This is a genomic window from Pseudomonas sp. CFBP13509 (genome assembly GCF_005233485.1).
Lineage (GTDB): Bacteria > Pseudomonadota > Gammaproteobacteria > Pseudomonadales > Pseudomonadaceae > Aquipseudomonas > Aquipseudomonas marginalis.
The window spans coordinates 256834-274619 of sequence record NZ_QGAA01000006.1 but is presented as its reverse complement, the minus strand read 5'-3'; the positions used below and the strand labels follow the sequence as shown (position 1 = coordinate 274619).

The window sequence follows — 17786 nt, the reverse complement described above, 5'->3', positions numbered from 1 at the left end:
TTTTGACACTACGCAGCGATTACTAGGGGAGGTAGCAACAAGGGTGCCAGATCCGCATCAACTCGTAAGAAAAGGCGACAAACCTTGTCGACCTTCTTACCGGTTACGTGGCGAATAGATACGCTTCCACATCCATTCCGGCGTCACGCATCTGCGCCAGCTTGTAGCGCAGGGTGCGCGGGCTGATGCCTAGGCGCTCCGCGGCCTCTTTGCGTCGGCCGCGCTCGGCGCGCAGGGTGTCGATGATCATCTGGAATTCGCGGCGACGCAGGTCGTCGCCCAGGGCACCGGCAGACTCAGCCTCTGCAACCACCGGCGCAGGCGCCAACGAGGGCAATGGCGCCGCACCACTGCCCATGGCCAGGCAGAAATCCTGGGGCTGGATCAAGCCGCCTTGCTGCAGGATCAGGGCGCGCTGGATGGCGTTATCTAATTCCCGCACGTTGCCGGGCCATGGATAACTCACCAGGCAGGCCTGGGCTTGCGCCGACAGCCGCGCCTGGGCGTGCTTCATTTTTTTGACGTGGTTGTTCAGCAGGCGCTCGGCCAGCGGAATGATATCTGCCGGGCGTTCACGCAGCGGGCGCCAGGCCAGGGGGAACACCGAAAGCCGATAGAACAGGTCTTCCCGGAAGCGCCCCGCCGCCACCTCGCCGGCGAGGTCCCGGTTGGTGGTGGCGACCACACGGATGTCCAACTGGATCGGCTTGCGCGCGCCAACCCGCTCCACTTCCCGCTCTTGCAGCACCCGCAGCAACTTGGCTTGCAGGCCCAGGGGCATTTCCGAGATTTCATCCAGCAAAATGGTGCCGCCATCGGCCTGTTCGAACTTGCCCGCCTGGGCCGCGATGGCACCGGTGAACGAACCTTTCTCATGACCGAACAGGGTGGCCTCAAGCATGTTGTCGGGGATCGCCGCGCAGTTGATGGCGATAAACGGTTGCTGGGCGCGGGTCGACTGCTGGTGGATATAACGCGCCAGCACCTCTTTACCGGTGCCGGACTCGCCGGAGATCAGCACGGTGGAATCACTGCGCGCCACACGGGCCGCCAACTCAAGCAATTGTGCACTGGCCGGCTCGAAGGCGATCGGGCCCTCGCCTTCGTTGGCCGGGATCACCCCCAGGGCGTGGCGCGCCACCAGTTCGATCAGGGCTTTAGGCTCGAAGGGCTTGACCAGGTAATCCGCGGCGCCCTGGCGCATCGCGTCCACGGCACGCTCCACCGCACCATGGGCGGTCATCAGCAGCACCGGCAGTTGCGGCTGACGCGCACGCAAGAGACCGAGCAACTGATGGCCGTCCATGCCGGGCATGTTCACGTCGCTGACCACCAGGCTGAAGGCTTCCTGCTCCACCGCGTCCAAGGCGTCCTCGGCAGAACCGACCGCCCGATAGTCATGGCCCGCCAACAACAGCGTGTCAGCCAATGCTTCACGCAGGGCGCGATCGTCTTCCACCAACAAAACCTTGATAGCCATATCCTTACTCCGCGCTTGCCGCGCATGAAAACAGCGGCAAGGTCATCAATGCACAGGTGCCACGCCCAACGCGGGAATGCAGCTGCAATTCTCCCTGATGGGCACGCGCCACCGCCTTGACCACGGTCAGGCCCAGGCCGGTACCGTTGGTCTTGGTGGTGAAAAAGGGTTCACCCAGGCGCTTGAGCACCACCGGGTCGATACCGCTGCCGCTGTCGCTGATGCACAGGCGCAGGGTTTGCTCGCGGTTGTACAGGTGCACCTTGAGCCGCGCGCCGGGGCCGCTGGCCTGGGTGGCGTTTTCGATCAGGTTGAGCAGCGAGCCCACCAAGGTCTCGCGGTTGCAGAGCAGCTCGCCGAGGTGACTGTCGCACTGCCAACGCACGTGCACGTCCTGGATATGGGCAGCGGCCGCCGCTTGCAGGGCCTGCATCAGTTGGGCCGGCGTCACGCGGTCGGTCAGCGGCAATTCGCCGCGGGCAAACACCAGCATGTCGCGGACCTGGTGCTCCAACTCATGCAGACGCTCCTTCAGGCGCCCGGCAAAGCGCTGGTGCGTGGCGGCGGGCAATTGCTCATCAGTCAAATGACTGGCGTAGATCAACGCGGCCGACAACGGCGTACGGATCTGATGCGCCAACGAAGCGACCATCCGCCCCAACGAGGACAAACGCTCATGGCGCGCCAACTGGTCTTGCAGATGACGGGTTTCAGTCAGGTCGTTAAGCAGCACCAACTGGCCCGGCTCCGCATCCAGGGAACGGGTGGCGATGGACAGGCGGCGCCCGTCCTTCAGGGAGATTTCGTGGCCATCGTCCTCACGCGGCGCAAAGCAGCGGGTGATGACATGGCGCCACAGCTCGCCTTCCAGCGGCAGGCCGAGCATGTCGCAGGCCGCCGGGTTGGCTTCACGCACGCGGCCTTCTTCATCGATGACGATCACGCCACCGGGCAACAGCGACAACAGGTTTTGCAAACGGTTGGCCAGGCGCTCTTTTTCGGCCAACTCTTCCATGCGCTGGGCGCTGACTACCGCCAGTTCGCCTTTCAGCTCGGAGACCCGGGCTTCCAGCAGGCTGTAAGAGTCGGTCAGCTGGCTCGACATCTGGCTGAACTGCGAGAACGCCTGCTCAAGACCCTGGCGGGTCGGCGGCTCGACAGGCGGAACCAGCCCCTGGATGGCAGGGGCCGAAGATAGTTGGGCGGCGTGGGGCATGATGCTCTCTCGCTTGGCTGACCGTCAGTTAAACGGAACGTTGCGAGGGCTGTAGCAATAGTTGTGCCGAAAAAAAACCGCTGAAATATCAGCGGCTTGGAAAACAGGCGTCAATCATCTGCCTGTTCATCACCTTCTTTGCGGCTCATTCCGTACTTGCGCATCTTCTCCACCAGGGTGGTTCGACGGATGCGCAGGCGCTCGGCGGCACGGGCGACGATGCCGTTGGCGTCGTCCAGGGCCTGCTGGATCAGCCCCTGCTCGAGGTTACCGAGGTAGTCTTTCAAGTCCAGGCCTTCGGGCGGCAGCATGGCGGTGGAGCCGAAGTCCGGGGTGTGGCCGTTGATGGCAACCCGTTCTTCCATGTCGCTGCGCAGGCTGTCGACCAGTTGCTCGTCTTCGTCGTCGACGTAGCGGAACTTCTTCGGCAACTCGACCACGCCGATCACACCGTAGGGATGCATGATCGCCATGCGCTCCACCAGGTTGGCCAGTTCACGGACGTTGCCCGGCCAGCCGTGGCGGCACAGGGACATGATCGCGGCCGAGTTGAAGCGGATCGAACCGCGCTTTTCGTGCTCCATGCGCGAGATCAGTTCGTTCATCAGCAACGGGATGTCCTCCACGCGCTCACGCAGCGGGGCCATCTCGATCGGGAATACGTTGAGGCGGTAGTACAGGTCTTCGCGGAAGCTGCCGACCTCGATCATGCTTTCGAGGTTCTTGTGGGTCGCGGCGATGATGCGCACGTCGACGCTCTGGGTCTTGTTGCTGCCCACGCGCTCGAAGGTGCGCTCCTGCAAGACGCGCAGCAGCTTGACCTGCATCGGCAGCGGCATGTCGCCGATTTCGTCGAGGAACAGGGTGCCGCCGTTGGCCAGCTCGAAACGCCCGGCACGGCTGGTGATCGCCCCGGTAAAGGCGCCCTTCTCGTGACCGAATAGTTCGCTTTCAAGCAGCTCTGCCGGGATCGCTCCGCAGTTGACCGGCACAAAAGGCCCGTCGCGGCGCTTGGAGTGATAGTGCAGGTTGCGCGCGACCACTTCCTTGCCGGTGCCCGACTCGCCGAGGATCAGCACGCTGGCGTCGGTATCGGCCACCTGCTGCATCATCTGGCGCACGTGCTGGATGGCGCGGCTGGTGCCGACGAGGCTGCGGAACAGGTTGGGCTCGCGGTGGCGACCGCGCTCGCGGGCCTGGTCGTACATCTCGCGATAGACCTGGGCACGGTGCAGGGAATCGAGCAATTTGCTGTAGCTGGGCGGCATTTCCAGGGTGGAAAGCACACGACGGCGCTGGTCTTCGGGCAGGTCGACAGAAGAAATATCGCCTATTAGCAACACCGGAAGGAACTCATCCCAGGTTGACAGTGTCTTTAACAAGCCCAAAACAGCGCCAGGAGCGTTTACCGTCCCGATCAGCACACAAATGACTTCACGGCTCGATGACAATGAGCTGACTACCTGCTGCCAGTCATGGCTGCCGCAGGGCAGATTTTCTTCGCCAAGAAAATTCAAAATCACCGCTAAATCGCGGCGGCGGACGCTATCGTCATCGATCAGCAGAATTTTGGTTTCACGCCACATGCAATAGCAACTTCCCTAGTAAAACGCTCTGCCCAGTGTAAGGGCAATCGAGACGGCCGTAAGACTTCTTACTTTATAGACGTCTGAAATCTGAAAACAGCACTAGTTAAGTCAAAAAAGCTGGCACGGTCAAATTTATGACGCGCCGTTCGGATTAACTGCGTCTGTTCAGCCGAACAAATGGTAAACCTTTGACGCGTTCTTCGCTTGGTTGATCTGCGACATCTCTTCAAAAATCGCCTGGCGCTCGCCCGTCGTCACCTCAAGCAACTGCTGGTATACCGCCAACAGGCTCTCAAGCTTTTCACGCAACGCATCCTCATCCACCGGCGCTTCGCTGAGCACCTCGTCGATCACGTTGCGACAGCCCATGTCCAGCTCGCCAATGGCGTCCCAGTTACGGTCTGCCAGCGCGCCGATCAGCGCTTCACGGGTTTCATCAATGCGTTGCAGTGCTTGGCTCATGACGTATTCCTCAAGGCCCTCAGGCCCTTCTTTGCTGCGCCTTACTCGGTTGCAGCCTGTGGCGCGGCGATGGCATCCCAGCCTTCTTTCACGGTAATCAGCAAACGGGCGACTTCGTCGATCATGTCGGCATCGTTATGCAGGTTCGCTTCCATCAGGCGGTTAGTCATGTACGCATACAGACTTTCCAACTGCTGGACGTAAGCCGGGTTGTCACTCTTTTCAGCATTCAGGCCGTCGCGCAGGCCGATCACGATATCGATGGCCTTGCCCAGCATCAGGCCCTTCTGGGCGATGTCGCCACGAGCCAGCGCACCCTTGGCCTGGGCCATGCGGTCCAGGCCGCCCTCCATCAGCATCTGCACCAGGCGATGCGGGCTGGCTTCAGAGATCTGGGCATGGGAATTGACCTTCTGGTATTGGCGAAGGGCTCTCATGGGATTCATGTTTCTACCTCGTGACAGGCGACAGCGAAAAGGATTCTAGTAACCAATATGTCGACGGGTTTGCAAAAAGCTTTAGCCCCCGTCGTCCCGCGATAAAAAAGGCCAGGCAGATTGCCTGGCCTTTTTTTGTTCGGCAGGGGATCAAGTATTGGTCTTTGGATTGTTCAAGGCATTGAGCGTGGTCATCACGCTGGTGCTTTGCTGGCGCAACTGGGCGACCAGGGTGTCCATGGCGTTGTACTTGGCCGACAGGCTGCTGGTGAGCAGGGTCATGCGCTCGTCCAGCGTCGACTGCTGCTTGGTCAGGTCCTTGAGCGTGTCGGACAAGGACGTCGAGCGGGTCGCCAGAATGCCGGTAGTGGATTTGGCAAAGTCATCCGTGGCGCTTTTCATCCGTGCCAGCATGCCGTCCTTACCGCTGAACATGCTGTTGATGTCGGCGCCGTTGGTTTTAACCGCCGCGTCCCACTTCTTGTCATCGATCGCCAGCAGACCCGTGCTCGAACTGGTGGTCACGCCGAACTGCGCCAGGGACTTGAACGCACCGGTGCCCGACAGCGCGTTGAACTCATTGCGGATAGCGCTCTGCAACGAACGCATGGTCGAGTCGCCGGTCAACGCTGCCGCTGTAGTGCTGCCGTCCAGGTTCGTGGTGACCTTGGTTTCGGCGTTCATGGCAGTGATCAGGGCGTTGTAGGTATCAATGAAACCCTTGACCCCGGACTTGAGTGCGGTGTTGTTGGTGCTGACGGTGATGAGCGTTACGTTTTTATCGACGGTGGAATTGGTCTTGTAAGTCGACGCAGCTACCAGCTTGATATCCACCCCGCTAAGAGCGCCTGTGATGGTGTTGGACTTGGACACAGACGCAACCCCATCGATGCTGTAGAGCGCATCCTTGGGCGGATCGACGACCGTGGCACCCACATCGAGGCCCGAAGTGCCAGAGAGTGTAAGGTCCGAGCCGGTCCCCATGGTGGTAGAGGTCAGGATCAATCGCGAACCGTTGGAGTCGGTTTGAATGTTGGCGCTCAGCCCCGAAGTACCAAACTGGGTATTGATCGAGTCACGCACCTGCTGCAGGGTCGCACCCGCGGGAACATTGAGGTCGTATGACTTGCCCGATTGACTGATGGTCAGCGTCGTCGGCTTGTCCGTCGCGTTGACTACCGTCGAGGTGCCACCGCTGAAGTTCTTGCTCGACAGCTTGGACGCTTGGGCCAACTGATCGACGACCAGCCGGAAGCTGCCGTTCGAGGCCGTGTTGCTGGCCGTCATGGTCGCGGTCTTTTCATCCGAGGACGAACCGGTCAAGCCGGTGAAACTGCTGTCCTTGGCCATGGTGTCCAAGGCACTGCGAAACGCATCCAGCGCGGCCTGAACCTTGCCGATCGAAGACAGCGTGGTGGTCGCCTTCGCAGACGCGGTATTGATCTGCGTTTGCTTGGGCACCTTTTCGGCGTTGACCAAGGATGTCACGATCGCTTGCGTATCGATGTTCGAACCGATACCACTTACCGTTGAACCCGCCATCATCTATCTCCTGTTCGGTGGCTGCCGTTATCTTGACTTATTACGCCTCAAGACCAGACAGCAACAAGTTTCATGCCAGCTCAGGCCTTGTCGTCAAACAACAAGTTGCTTGCGCTGCTGAGGTTCTGTGCCAGCTTCAAGGCTGTTTCCGACGGAATCTGGCGAATCACTTCACCATTGTCGGTATTGATGACCTTGACCACCACGCGGTGGGTGGAGTCATCAATGGAAAAGTCCAGGCTACGCTGGGTAGCCTGAACGAAATCACGAATATCGGTTACTGCTTTTTCCAGGTCGGCGCGTGCGGGCTCTTGGCTGGTCGCGGGCGTTGCCTGGACATTCTTGACACCGTTGTCAGTCACTACCTTGGCAGGTGCGCTTTGAGGTGCAACCGGCGGATAAGACTGGTTCAGCTTTACACTCATGTCCATGTCCAATCTCCTCTAAACCGAAAAAACGGAAGGGCACGTAGACGCGCCCTTCCGTTAGTTACCAAGCGCTGGGATTACTGAAGCAGCTTCAGTACAGCGGATGGCAGCTGGTTAGCCTGCGACAGGATCGCGGTAGAAGCCGACTGCAGGGTTTGTTGCTTGGTCAGTTCGGCGGTTTCGGAAGCGAAGTCGACGTCCTGAACGGTGGAACGTGCAGCGGTGGAGTTCTTCTGAATGTTCTGCAGGTTGTCTGCAGTGGTAGTCAGACGGTTCTGGGTAGCACCCAGGCCCGAACGAACGCCGTCGATGGTGCCGATGGCCTTGTCGATAACAGCCAGGGCGTTTTGAGCGTTGGTAGCGTCGGTCACGTCGGTTTGGGCGATGGAGGTTTTGGTCGACGAAACGGTAGCAGCCGAGAACAAGTCCGAAACACCGGTACCGGCGTCGCTCAAGGAGTAGCCTTTAGCCGAGTCGAGGGAGACTTGACCGGTAACAACGATTGCAGCAGCACCCAGAGCAGCCGGGGTAGCGAATGCGCCAGCGCCATCTTTCGCGCCAACCAGGATGTTCGTCTGAGCGTTGGCATCAGCGCCAGCGAACGACAGGTTTTCACCGGAATCCGACTTAACCGACAGGCTCTTGTTAACTTCGTCGTAGTTGACACTGATACCCAGCTTGGCAGCGTTGGACTTCAGTTGGTCAGCCAGGCCAGCCAGATCGGTAACGCCTACGAAGCTCACAGCGCCGCTGTTACCAACAGCCAGAGTGAAGTTCGACGGGGTTGCGGCACCCACTTCCAGCTTGACTTCGGTGCTGGCGGTAGCGGTCAGGCCACCGATCGAACCGTTCAGGCCGGAAGCAATGTCTTTAGCCGACGCGCCTGCTGCATAAGTAACGGCTTTGCTTTGGCCGTTGCCGGTTACTGTGATGCTGCCGCCAGCCAGGCCAGTTGCGCTAGGCGCGATGGCCTTGGTTTTGATCTGCTGCGAACCAATGTTGTTGGCTGCAACGTTTTCCAGGCTCAGGTTGATGGTTTCGTTAGCGTTGGCGCCAACCTGAATGGCCTTGGTACCGTACGAACCGTCCAGCAGCTTCTGGCCACCGAAAGTGGTGGTGTTGGAGATACGGGTCAGTTCCGAAGTCAGAGCCTGGTATTCGTCGTTGTTCGACTTACGGTCGTCAGGGCTGAGGGAACCAGTCGCGGAAGACAGAGCCAGGGTACGCATTTTTTGCAGGATGTCGGTCGAAGCCTGCATCGCGCCTTCAGCGGTCTGAGCGATGGAGATACCGTCGTTCACGTTTTTTACAGCTTGGCCCAGGCCGTTGATTTGGCTGGTCAGGCGGTTAGCGATCTGCAGGCCGGCTGCGTCGTCTTTAGCGCTGTTGATACGCAGGCCGGAAGACAGGCGCTGCATGGAGGTGGCCAGGGCGCCGCCGGCTTTGTTCAGGTTGCCCTGAGTAGTGATCGAAGCAATGTTGGTGTTTACTGTTAAAGCCATGACGAAATCCTCGTTGGATGGATACTGCGGCTTCCGGCCCTGGCAACCGCCGGGTGTGGCCTGAGAACCTACGTAATAGTTATCGTCGTGGTAGCCGGTTGCTTGAGGATTTTTTTTGATTTTTTTAATGGCGCCGTGCCACCCCTTGTAATTCAAGGGCTTACGCCGGCTAAAAACCCATATTTCATTGGGTTTTCTGGCGCCAAATAAAAAACGCCGATGCTCTTTCGAGCATCGGCGTTTGCTTTTACGCAGAAAGCAGTCTATCGAAGCGTCACGGACGATAGAGAATCGCCGATCCCCACGACAGGCCCACGCCAAAACCGCTGATTGCCACGCGCTTCCAGGTGGCGTCCATCACATGCTTTTCCAGCAGCAACGGAATGCTCGACGACACGGTGTTGCCGGTCTCGACCATGTCCTTGATGAACTTCTCCACCGGCGCGTCTTCGAAACGCCGGGCCACGGCGTCGACAATCGCCGCACTGCCCTGGTGAATGCAGAACGCATCGATGTCATCGGCCACAAGGTCCGACTCGTCGAGCAGCTCGTGCAAATGCGCGGGCACCTTGAGCAAGGCGAAGTTGAACACCTGGCGACCGTTCATGAAGAACACGCCATCGCTGACCTTGAGATGCGGTGCGCCGGAACCGTCCGTGCCGAACTTGGACTTGCCCAGCAACCACGGCGCGTCTTCGCCCATCCAGGTGGCGGTGGCGGCATCGCCGAACAGCATGGTGGTGTTGCGGTCTTCCGGGTCGACGATCTTCGAATACGGGTCGGCGGTGACCAACAGGCCGTTTTTCAGGCCGGTGGCTTCCATGAAGCCCTTCATCGCGTAGATGCCGTAGACGTAGCCGGAGCAGCCCAGGGAAATATCAAACGCCGCCACGTGGGTGGGCAGGCCGAGTTTGTCCTGGACGATCGCGGCCGTATGGGGCAAACCCTCTTCATCGCCGTTCTGGGTGACGACGATCAGCGCATCGATGGACTCGCGCTTCAAATCCGGATTGTTGGCAAACAAAGCGTTGACCGCCTCGACACACAGATCGGAGGTTTCCTGCGCGGCTTCCTTGCGCGGCAGGAACGCCGAACCGATCTTGCCGATGATGAATTCTTCATCCTTGGCGAACTTGGCACCCTGGGCGTAGTTATCGATCCCGTCTGCCGGCACGTAACTGGCGATGCTTTTTATGCCAATCATTGTGGCTTCCCAATACTAAATAGCTGGAGAACACCCCAGACGTGGCCTGGAGTGCTGACAATAAAGGGGATAACCCCATAAAAATCTCGCTGAAAGCCGCCCCGCAAGGACCCTGTGACGACTTATCCTTTTCACACGATACAGTGAAGATGCGCTTTATGACTCACAGGTCACTCAATTGTGTGTGCTTTGTGCAAAACCTTCAAACAATTAAGTCCCAGAAACGGCAACGGCCCGCCCTGTTTCCAGAGCGGGCCGCTTGACTTGACGCCACTTACATCTTGTTGAACAAGCTCAACTGCGAGACTTTCACGAAAGCCAGCTGCGAGGCCTCCAGCATGGTTTGCTGCAGGGTCAGGTTGATCGCTGCCTCGCCCATGTCAATGTTGGCCAGGTCACTCATCGTGGTCTTGTTGGCCAGGCCGACACTGGTGTTTTCACTGGACTGCACCGTGAGTGCATTCTGTCGCGCACCGATGGAGCCACGCACGTTGTCCACCTGGTCGGCCGAGTTGGTCAGGTTACTGACCGCGGCGTTCAGGGCGTCCTGAAGCTTGACCCGCGCACCGGGAATACCATCCGCCGGCTGTTCCAGGGCCTGGCGCAGCTCGCTCAGGGTGTCGAGGGCATTCTGGGTTTTCTGGGTGGTGTTGCCGACCGAAAACTGATCGCCGGTGTTCGGCGTACCGCTCAACTCGAAGGTGACACCCGCGGCGGTGATCGTGTCCTTGGCTGGCGGCGTACCGCTGACGATCACGCCATTATCGACAATCGGCTTGCTGTCGGGGGTATACGGCTGGGCATACACCTTATAAGCAGTCGGGTCGACATCGTCGAACTTGATCAGTACGCCGCTGTTGGGAAACGTACTGGAGTAGTCGGCTGCACTGCTGACGCGGGCATTGGTCAGTTGCGCCGCCGAAGTGTTGCTTGCGGTGCGAGAGACATTGAACGCGTCCGGCTTGGCGGCCAGGGTGAACTCACGCCCTGCAACCAACGCATCGGCATCCGGCCCGGTGGCCACGCCGGTGAGGTCTGCGGTGATATCGAATTTGACCCCGCGTACATTGATACTGGCGCTGCCTTCCTTGGTGGAGTCGAACGTACCATTACCTGGAAGCTGCGAAGTAATGTCGTTGTTGTCCTTGTCGGTCACAACGTACTGCGTGCTACTGGTAAAGGTCACCTTATAGGGCTGGCCGTCGGCAAACTGCTTGGTGTAATCGATGCCCGACGTTACCAGGCCTGCCGAGATCGCGACCTTGTGGTCATCCACCGTTGCAGGCGTCGTGTAGGTGGCTTGGGTGCGGCTGGTGTTGACCGCGCCTTCCAGGATGGTCTTGCCCGTATCGCTGGTGCGCACCTTCAGCGTCTCGGAAACCTGCAGGCTCAGCTCGTTTTCGTCGCCTTGATAGCTATAAGTACCATCATTGTTGCGCGAATACGGTGGCGTGTCGGTCTTGGAACCGGAGAACAGATAGTTGCCCGCCGCATCCTTGCTGTTAAGCAAACCCAACAGCTGATTTTCAAGCGCGCCCACCTCGACCGCAATGGACTTGCGGTCAGCATCGCTGGTCACGCCACCCGCACGCAGCGCCAACTGGCTGCCGGCCTGGATCGTGGTATTGATCGCCTCCAGCACGCTTTCTTCGTTCGTCAGCGTATTTTGAATGCTGGTGATGTTGCCGCTGTACTGGGCCAGCATGTCTTTTTGCTGTTGCAGCATCAGCAAGCGCTGGGCGGCAACCGGATCATCCGAAGCGGTCTGTACACGCACGCCGGAGCTCGCCTGTTCCTGGGCCTTCACAACGCTGGAATAGTTGTTCTGATACTTGACGGCACTGGTGTCGTAATACTGCTGTGTAGAAATGCGCATCGTCCCAGACTCCCTTAAAGACTATTGATCAGCGTGCTGAAGGTTTCTTGCGCAGCCTTGATGATCTGCGACGACGCCGTGTAGTACTGCTGGAACTTGATCATGTCGCCCGCCTCTTCATCCAGGTTCACCTGGGATACGGAGTTGCGCGCGTTCTTGTTGGCGGCCAGCAGCGCACCGGTAGCGGTGTTGTCAGTGCCGGCCGAAGCGGCCTTGGCGCCCACGGTGGAGACCAGCTTGCTGTTGGCGCCCACCAGGCTGGTACCGCCGCTGCCATCGGCCGCCAGGCCCACGGTTGCCTTGGTCTGCAGGTCGAGCAGTGCCTGGGCGTTGCGATTGTCGGACTTGCCGGTGGCATTGAACGAGAACGAGGTGCCGTCGCCGTTGGCCGGCGAACCGCCCACCGTGGTGTCGAAACTGAAGTTCTTGGCTGGCGACACCAAGGCACCGCTGGCATCACGCATCGGCACGCTGATGCTGATCTTATTGGCCTGTCCCGGAATGATGGTGCCGGAACCGATGGGATCACCCTGGGCGTTACTCAGCGTATAAGGCTGGGTGCCATCGGCCGCCGGTTTACCGAAAACCATCTTCACCGGCATCGAGTATTCGATGCCGGTACGCAGTTGTGCCGTATCGGCACCACCCTGTATGTCCAGGGGCACGGTGAGCGTCGGCGGCGTGAAGGTGCCGGTGCCCTGGTTGGTCTTGCTGGCCTCGCCCTGCAACGGCGCGGCAAAGGCAATCTTGCTGGGGTCGCTGAGGACCGTGCCGATTTCCTTGGCGCCGTTGGCGGTGGGGCTGACCTTGAAGCTGTCACCGGCCTGCACTGTACCGCTCTTGACCGCCAGGGTGAAGCCATCGATGACCGGAGGCGGCGTGGCACTGAGGTCATAGGTGCCCATGGCCTTGCCGTCGGAACGCAGTACCGTGACCTTGTTGAGGTCGGTGCCGTCGTTGAAGCTGACCTTGTAATCGAAGTTGGTCAGCTGAGTGCTGTCCTTGATCGTCACGCCCAGGGCACCGTCGCCCAGGTTGCCTTGGGCAGCCAGGCTACGCAGGGCAACCGAGGCTGCGTTGTTGATGTCGGTGAACATCGAGGCGCCGAACTCGCCATTGAGGTCCAGGCCCTGGCCCAACTGGCTGTTGACCGTATCGGCGGTGGCAATCGCGATGCGCCCCAGATCATTGATCGCAGGAATCAACGCGTCGCTGCGATAGCGCAACAGGCCGCCGATGCTACCGCCGCTGATCACGTTGCCCAGGTCCATCGTCGTACCGCCGGCCGCATTGAGCTGGATCGTGTACTGGCTGGTGTCGCTCTTGCTCGGTACGGCGGAAATGGTGTTGGACTTATCACCCAGCACCAGGGACTGGCCGCTACCGGTGCTGACACTGAACACGCCGTTCTTCTCAGTGGCGGTCACACCGATCAGCTCATTGAGCGAACGCACGGCTTCGGCGCGCGAGTCCAGCAGGTTGGCCGGGGTGGTGTTCGACGAACCCTGCACCTGGGCGATCTGCTTGTTGAGAGAGGCAATCGACGAAGTCAGTTGGTTGACCTGATCGCTCATCGAGGACAACTGGCTGTTAATGGTCTCTTTCTGCTGGCTCAACTGGCTGGAAATGGAGTTGAACCGGTTGCTCAGCGTCTGGGCGTTCGTGAGCAGGATCTGGCGGGCCGAGGTATCGTTGGGGTTCGCCGAGGCGGTCTGCACAGCAGCGAAGAATGAACTGAGTACGGCGGACATGCCGGTGGTCTTGTCCGACAGGGTCTTGTCGACGGCACTGACCTGATCAAGGTAAGCCTTGGCATCGCTGTTGAGCGAGGTGCTGTTCTGGTAGGCGGTGTCCAGGTATTCGTTGTACACCCGGCGCACGTCGGCCAGGGTGGTGCCGCTGCCGATGAACACGCCGCCATACTGGTTCGACGCATTTGCGCTCTGGGTGGTCTGCTGACGCGAATAACCCGCGGTATTGGCGTTGGCGATGTTGTTACTCAAGACCGACAACGATCCTTGAGCGGCGTTAAGCCCCGACATCCCGATATTGAGCAAACTCATGGTTCAGACCTTATAAATGAGTGGTCGCGCCCGCGGCAGCGTAATTCTGGTAACTGTTCATGGTTTTTGCGATCTGCGAAATCTTGCTGGCGTAGGCCGGGTCCGTGGCGTACCCGGCTTTTTGCAACTCGCGTACAAACTGTTCCGGGTTGTCGGCCGATTTCACAACATCTTTATAGCGATCATTGCTTTGCAGCAATGTCACGAGGTCATGGAAGCTGTCCTGGTAAGAATCGTAGGACCGGAACTGCGCCGTTTCCTTGACCATCGCCCCATCACGAAACTCGCTGGTGATTGCACGGGCCTGGCCGCCCTGCCAGCTCTGGCCGGCCTTGATGCCGAACAGGTTGTGGCTGCTGCTGCCATCCTCGGCGCGCATCACCGACTTGCCCCAACCGGTTTCCAGGGCGGCCTGGGCCACCAGGTACTTCGGATCGACACCGATACGCGCGGCCGCCGCCTTGGCCATCGGCAACATGGTCGCGACAAACTCATCCTGGGAGCTGAACGCCTTCTTCACCGGTGCCAATGGCGGCTGGGCCACGGCGCGGCCGTAGACCTGCATGCGCCCGCTCGGCACGGCAAACGTGCGCGCCGTGCTGTTGACCACATTGTCGGCGGCCGCGCTGTTACGCAACGGCGCCGCCTGGGCAACGGTGGTGGTGTCGGTGCTCGGCACGATACCGGCGAGCAGGCGATCGGTGAGCTTGCTCGGCAAGGCGATACGGCGCTGGTTCATCAGTGCGATGTCATTGCTATGGGCCGCTGCAGCGCCCGCCTGGGGCTCCGCCACGCGATAGGCCCACAGTGGACGCTGGCCATTGGAACGCCCCAGCGGGCCCTCGGCCTGGGTACCGGCGGCAATTTGCGTCGGCACATCGACTTTCTTGACCGCCTCGGCCGCCGCCGGGCCCTGCAAGGTGGCCGCCTGGGCGTCCACCGGCTTGTTCTTCTGCATCTGGCGCATCAGCACATCGGCCAGGCCGATACCGCCGCCTTCGCGGGACATCGACACCGCCAGTTGCTGGTCGTACATTTCCTGGTACTGCTTGGCGGCCGGGGTGTTCATCGGGTTGTCCTTGCCCAGGGCCTCGGTGGCCGAGCGCATGGACTTGAGCATCTCGCTCAAGAACAGCGACTCGAACTCCTGCGCCACCTTGCGCATGTTGCCTTCGCTGTTCTTGTCGCCGACCTTCAGTTGGTTCAGGCGATTCAAGTCGGAATACGAACCCGAATCCGCCGTGCTGGTCAGGCCGCTGTTACGCATGTCCATGGCCATGGCCTTAAATCACGATCAGGTCGGCTTGCAACGCGCCGGCCTGCTTCAACGCTTCGAGGATCGCCATCAAGTCGCCTGGCGCTGCGCCCACCTGGTTCACCGCACGCACAATCTCATCCAGCGTCGTGCCGGGGCCGAACTTGAACATCGGCTTGGCTTCTTGCTGGGCATTCACTCGCGAGCGTGGCACCACCGCCGTCTGGCCATTGGACAACGGCCCAGGCTGGCTGACGATCGGGTCTTCGGTGATGGTCACGGTCAGGCTGCCGTGGGTCACCGCCGCCGGCGAGACCTTGACGTTCTGGCCGATCACGATGGTACCGGTGCGCGAATTGATGATGACCTTGGCCACCGCCTGGCCCGGATCGACTTCGAGGTTTTCCAGGATCGACAGGTAGTCCACACGCTGGCTGGGGTCCAGCGGCGCGGTGACGCGGATCGAGCCGCCGTCGATGGCCTGGGCCACGCCAGGGCCGAGCATGTCGTTGATCTTGTCGACTACACGCTTGGCGGTGGTGAAGTCCGAACGGTTGAGGTTCAGGGTCAGGCTGTTGCCCTGGTTGAAACCGCTCGGCACGGTGCGTTCAACCGTGGCGCCACCCGGGATACGCCCGGCCGACGGCACGTTGACAGTGATCTTCGAACCGTCGCGACCTTCAGCGTCAAACCCGCCCACCACCAGGTTGCCCTGGGCGATGGCGTAGACGTTGCCGTCGATACCTTTCAGCGGCGTCATCAGCAGGGTGCCGCCACGCAGGCTTTTGGAGTTACCGATGGACGACACAGTGATGTCGACCACCTGGCCCGGCTTGGAAAACGCCGGCAAGTCGGCACTGATCGACACCGCCGCGACGTTCTTCAACTGCACGTTGCCCGAACCCGCCGGCACCTTGATGCCGAACTGCGAGAGCATGTTGTTGAAGGTTTGCAGGGTGAACGGGGTCTGGGTGGTCTGGTCACCCGTTCCGTTGAGCCCCACCACCAGGCCGTAGCCGATCAACTGGTTGGAACGCACGCCGGAGATGCTGGCGATGTCTTTCAGGCGTTCGGCCTGGGCGACTGCGCTCAGGCTCAGCAACAGTGCGGCCGCCATCAGCTGTTTGAATTTCAAAGTAGTCACCTAGAAAGGGAACAGCGGGCTGAGGAAGAAACGGTCGAGCCAACCGGGCTGACTCGCATCAGCAAAAGCACCGGTACCGGAATAGGTAATGCGTGCATCGGCAATCCGCGTGGAAGGCACGGTGTTGTCCGTGGAAATATCATCGGCGCGGACCATACCGGCTATGCGCACCAATTCGTCACCAGTGTTGAGGGTCATCCACTTCTCGCCGCGCACGGCAATGATGCCGTTGGGCAATACGTCAGCGACCGTCACGGTGATCGAGCCGGTCAGGCTGTTGCCCTGCCCCGCCGCACTCTTGCCGTCGGTAGCGCGGCTGCCGCTGTAGCCGGCGTTCAAGGTCAGGTCACCGTCGCTCAACGGGTTATTGACGTTGGGCACGGCGCCAAACAGAGAACTCAAACCAAGGCTGGCGGTGCTGTTCTTGCCCACCTGGGAGTTGGCATTCTTGCTGGCCTGGGTGCGTTCGTTTAGGGTGATGGTGATGATGTCACCGACCCGGAACGCCTTGCGGTCGCTGTACAGGTTCTGTTCGAAACCGGCCTGGTAGATCGAACCGTTGTTGGCCGCCGCCGGCAGTGGGGTGCGCGGCAACACCGGCGCGTAGTACGGGTCATTGGGTTTTGGCGTCGGGGCGACACAGCCCGCGAGCACGGCAATCCCACTCAATGCCAGAACGGAAACATAGCGATTCATGACCCTTACCTCACGGTGTTGCAGGTGCTCTCAGGAGCGCCCCATAGACTTGATTACAGATTCTGCGTTACGAACGAAAGCATCTGGTCGGCGGTGGAAATCACCTTGGAGTTCATCTCGTAGGCGCGTTGAGTGGTGATCATGTTGACCATCTCTTCAACGGTGCTGACGTTGGAGGTTTCCAGGGTGCTTTGCAGCGTGGTGCCGAAACCGTTCAGGCCAGGGGTGCCGATTTGCGGCGCGCCGCTGGAAGCGGTTTCCAGGAACAGGTTGTTACCCATCGCCTGCAGGCCGGCCGGGTTGATGAAGTCGGCGGTTTGCAGGTTGCCGATCACTTGCGACGCCGGGTTACCGGCCACGGTGATCGACACGGTGCCGTCGTTGCCGACGGTGAAGGTCTGGGCGTTGTTCGGCACGACGATAGCCGGTTCCAGGGCGAAACCGTTGGCCGTCACGATCTGGCCATTGGAGTCCAGGTGGAAGGTACCGTCACGGGTGTAGGAAGTGGTCCCATCCGGCTGCAGGATCTGGAAGAACCCTTTACCGTTGATGGCCATGTCCAGCGGCTGCCCGGTCTGCTGCAGGTTACCGGCGTTGAAGTTCTTCTGGGTGCCGACGATCTTCACACCGGTACCCAGTTGCAGGCCCGACGGCAATTCGCTGTCCTGGGTCGACTGGGCGCCTGGCTGGCGTTTGATCTGGTAGAGCAAGTCCTGGAACTCGGCGCGGTCACGTTTGAAACCCGTGGTCGACACGTTGGCCAAGTTGTTGGAAATGGTGGTCAGGTTGGTGTCCTGGGCGGACAGGCCTGTTTTGGCAACCCATAGAGCCGGAAGCATGCTGTTCTCCTTCGTGCGCCTGTTTGTTGGCGCTGCGCTGCAAAAATTAGTAG

15 protein-coding genes are annotated in these 17786 nt (G+C 60.1%); all 15 read right to left on the bottom strand.

Going from position 1 to position 17786, the window contains the following annotated elements:
• Positions 1-103 precede the first annotated feature (103 nt).
• On the bottom strand, positions 104-1480 hold the full coding sequence (locus PspCFBP13509_RS12660; protein WP_065924956.1) for a sigma-54-dependent transcriptional regulator: 1377 nt from the start codon (positions 1478-1480) through the stop codon (positions 104-106).
• A 4-nt stretch (positions 1481-1484) separates the two neighbouring features.
• On the bottom strand, positions 1485-2696 hold the full coding sequence (locus PspCFBP13509_RS12655) for a sensor histidine kinase (protein WP_137212124.1): 1212 nt from the start codon (positions 2694-2696) through the stop codon (positions 1485-1487).
• Positions 2697-2806: 110 nt separating this feature from the next.
• Positions 2807-4282 carry a sigma-54 dependent transcriptional regulator gene (locus PspCFBP13509_RS12650; RefSeq protein WP_027603847.1) on the bottom strand — a complete coding sequence of 492 codons (1476 nt, stop codon included), beginning with the start codon at positions 4280-4282 and terminating at the stop codon, positions 2807-2809.
• A 168-nt stretch (positions 4283-4450) separates the two neighbouring features.
• Positions 4451-4747, bottom strand: coding sequence for a flagellar protein FliT (fliT, locus tag PspCFBP13509_RS12645; protein ID WP_027603846.1), 297 nt, complete (start codon positions 4745-4747; stop codon positions 4451-4453).
• A gap of 41 nt (positions 4748-4788) precedes the next feature.
• Positions 4789-5193 (bottom strand): flagellar export chaperone FliS, encoded by a 405-nt coding sequence (fliS, locus tag PspCFBP13509_RS12640; RefSeq protein WP_065924954.1) that lies wholly within the window; start codon positions 5191-5193, stop codon positions 4789-4791.
• Positions 5194-5334: 141 nt separating this feature from the next.
• Positions 5335-6726 (bottom strand): flagellar filament capping protein FliD, encoded by a 1392-nt coding sequence (fliD, locus tag PspCFBP13509_RS12635; protein WP_065924953.1) that lies wholly within the window; start codon positions 6724-6726, stop codon positions 5335-5337.
• An 80-nt stretch (positions 6727-6806) separates the two neighbouring features.
• Entirely contained in the window at positions 6807-7157 is a 351-nt protein-coding gene (locus tag PspCFBP13509_RS12630; protein WP_065924952.1) for a flagellar protein FlaG, read from the bottom strand.
• Between the two features lie 74 nt (positions 7158-7231).
• Complete coding sequence (locus PspCFBP13509_RS12625; RefSeq protein ID WP_074848224.1) at positions 7232-8656, bottom strand: flagellin N-terminal helical domain-containing protein; 1425 nt, start codon at positions 8654-8656, stop codon at positions 7232-7234.
• Between the two features lie 274 nt (positions 8657-8930).
• Positions 8931-9860: a ketoacyl-ACP synthase III gene (locus PspCFBP13509_RS12620; RefSeq protein ID WP_074847410.1), complete on the bottom strand. Its 930-nt coding sequence runs from the start codon at positions 9858-9860 to the stop codon at positions 8931-8933.
• Positions 9861-10134: 274 nt separating this feature from the next.
• Positions 10135-11736 (bottom strand): flagellar hook-associated protein 3, encoded by a 1602-nt coding sequence (locus PspCFBP13509_RS12615; protein WP_065924950.1) that lies wholly within the window; start codon positions 11734-11736, stop codon positions 10135-10137.
• A gap of 14 nt (positions 11737-11750) precedes the next feature.
• Positions 11751-13799, bottom strand: coding sequence for a flagellar hook-associated protein FlgK (gene flgK / locus PspCFBP13509_RS12610; RefSeq protein ID WP_065924949.1), 2049 nt, complete (start codon positions 13797-13799; stop codon positions 11751-11753).
• Between the two features lie 10 nt (positions 13800-13809).
• The gene (gene flgJ, locus PspCFBP13509_RS12605) at positions 13810-15078 is read right to left on the bottom strand and encodes a flagellar assembly peptidoglycan hydrolase FlgJ (protein WP_065924948.1); all 1269 of its coding nucleotides are present in this window, start codon (positions 15076-15078) and stop codon (positions 13810-13812) included.
• A 4-nt stretch (positions 15079-15082) separates the two neighbouring features.
• Positions 15083-16171, bottom strand: coding sequence for a flagellar basal body P-ring protein FlgI (locus PspCFBP13509_RS12600; protein ID WP_033901075.1), 1089 nt, complete (start codon positions 16169-16171; stop codon positions 15083-15085).
• Between the two features lie 27 nt (positions 16172-16198).
• A complete protein-coding gene (gene flgH / locus PspCFBP13509_RS12595; RefSeq protein WP_065924947.1) occupies positions 16199-16894 on the bottom strand; it encodes a flagellar basal body L-ring protein FlgH in 696 nt (231 codons plus the stop codon).
• A gap of 53 nt (positions 16895-16947) precedes the next feature.
• Entirely contained in the window at positions 16948-17733 is a 786-nt protein-coding gene (gene flgG, locus PspCFBP13509_RS12590; protein WP_027603835.1) for a flagellar basal-body rod protein FlgG, read from the bottom strand.
• Positions 17734-17786: the final 53 nt, after the last annotated feature.